2 protein-coding genes are annotated in these 2,359 nt (G+C 66.0%); both read left to right on the plus strand.

Features of this window, described 5'->3' with window-relative positions:
- Positions 1–1,487 (plus strand): transketolase (locus R3280_RS16705; protein WP_318999738.1); only part of this gene is annotated, 1,487 nt, incomplete at its 5' end.
- Positions 1,487–2,359: type I glyceraldehyde-3-phosphate dehydrogenase (locus R3280_RS16710; protein ID WP_318999739.1), on the plus strand; the 873-nt coding region annotated here is incomplete at its 3' end. The genes R3280_RS16705 and R3280_RS16710, both read left to right, overlap by 1 nt.

Consider the following 2,359-nt stretch of genomic DNA (forward strand, 5'->3'; position numbering starts at 1 on the left):
CCCTGGGTCTGGGCAAGCTGATCTTCTTCTATGACGACAACGGCATCTCCATCGACGGCGAGGTGGAAGGCTGGTTCACAGATGATACCCCCAAGCGCTTCGAGTCCTACGGCTGGCAGGTGATCCCGGCGGTGGACGGTCACGATCCGGACGCGGTCCGTGCCGCCATCGAGGCCGCCCGTGCCAACACCGAGCAGCCCACCATCATCTGCTGCAAAACCGTGATCGGCTTCGGCGCCCCCAACAAGCAGGGCACCGAGAGCTGCCACGGCGCGCCCCTGGGTGAGGACGAAATCGCCCTGGCGCGGGAGAACCTGGGCTGGAATCACGGCCCCTTCGAAGTACCGCAAGACATCTACGCCGCCTGGGACGCCCGTGAAAAGGGTATGGCCGCCGAGAACAACTGGCAGGACGCCTTCGCCGCCTACGAGAAGGCCGAGCCCGAGCTGGCCGCCGAATTCCGCCGCCGCATGGCCGGGGACCTGCCGGCGGATTTCGCCGCCAAGGCCCAGGATTACATCCGCGCCTGCCAGGACAAGGGCGAGACCATTGCCAGCCGCAAGGCCTCCCAGAACACCCTGAACGCCTATGGCCCGCTGCTGCCGGAACTGCTGGGCGGCTCCGCCGACCTGGCCGGCTCCAACCTCACCATCTGGAGCGGCAGCAAGGGCGTCACCCGTGAGGATGCCAGCGGCAACTACATCTATTACGGCGTGCGGGAATTCGGCATGGCCGCCATCATGAACGGCATCGCTCTGCACGGGGGCTTCGTGCCCTACGGCGCTACCTTCCTGATCTTCATGGAATACTGCCGCAACGCCGTACGCATGGCGGCGCTGATGAAGCAGCGCGCCATCATGGTGTTTACCCACGACTCCATCGGCCTGGGCGAGGACGGCCCCACCCACCAGCCGGTGGAACAGCTGGCCAGCCTGCGCACCACCCCCAACATGAGTGTCTGGCGTCCGGCCGACGCGGTGGAGTCCGCGGTAGCCTGGAAGGCCGCGCTGGAGCGCAAGGACGGCCCCTCGGCGCTGGTGTTCTCGCGCCAGGGTCTGCCGCACCAGGACCGTGACGACGAGCAGCTGGCGGACGTGGCCCGCGGCGCCTATGTGCTGTCCGACAGCGACGGCACCCCGGACCTGATCCTGATCGCCACCGGCTCCGAAGTGGCCCTGGCCCAGGACGCCGCCGGCGTACTGCGGGAGCAGGGCCGCAAGGTCCGCGTGGTGTCCATGCCCTCCACCGACGTGTTTGAGGCCCAGAGCGCCAAGTACAAGCAGCAGGTGCTGCCGCTGGACGTCACCAACCGCATCGCCGTCGAGGCGGGCATCGAGGACTACTGGTACAAGTACGTGGGCCTGGACGGCCGCGTAGTGGGCATGACCAGCTTCGGAGAATCGGCCCCGGCCGGCGAGCTGTTCAAGGAATTCGGCTTCACGGTTGAGAACATTGTCGCCGTGGCCCAGGACCTGCTGGATAATTGATGACCTCTCGCCGCGCCCCTTTCCGCATCGCCATCAATGGCTATGGCCGCATCGGCCAGTGCGTGCTGAGGGCGCTCTATGAGAACGGCTACCGGGACGACTTCCAGGTGGTGGCCATCAATGAGCTGTCGGACCTGGAAACCATTGCCCACCTGACCAAGTACGACTCCACCCATGGCCGCTTCCAGGGTGAGGTCCGGGTGGAGGACGACGTCCTGCTGGTGAACGGCGACCGCATCGAGGTAGTGAGTCAGGCGGACCCCTCCCATCTGCCCTGGGGTCTGCTGAGTGTGGACCTGGTGCTGGAGTGCTCCGGCTCCTTTTCGGACCGGGGCAGGGCCGAGGTCCATCTCGGCGCCGGTGCGAAGCGGCTGCTGTTCTCCCAGCCGGCGGAGTCGGATGTGGACCGCACCGTGGTGTTCGGTATCAACGAACAGGACCTGCGGGCGGACGACCGCATCGTCTCCAGTGCCTCCTGCACCACCAACTGCATCATTCCGGTGATCCAGGTGCTGGATGAGGCATTGGGCATTGAATACGGCAATACCACCACCATCCATGCTGCCATGAACGACCAGCCGGTTATCGACGCCTACCACCACCAGGACCTGCGCCGCACCCGCAGTGCGCTGCAGAACATCGTACCGGTGGAGACGGGCCTGGCCCGGGGCATCGAGCGGTTGTTGCCGGCCATGGAAGGACGCTTCAGCTCGGTGGCCATGCGGGTGCCCACCATGAACGTGTCCGCCATCGACATGACGGTAAAGGTCCGGGAGGCCACCTCGGTGGCGGCCGTCAATGCCCTCTTGAAGCAGGCGGCCAGCAAAGGCCCGCTCAAGGGTATCCTGGGCTACACCGACGAATTGCTGGCC

The sequence above is a fragment of the Marinobacter sp. genome, assembly GCF_033722195.1.
Lineage (GTDB): Bacteria > Pseudomonadota > Gammaproteobacteria > Pseudomonadales > Oleiphilaceae > Marinobacter.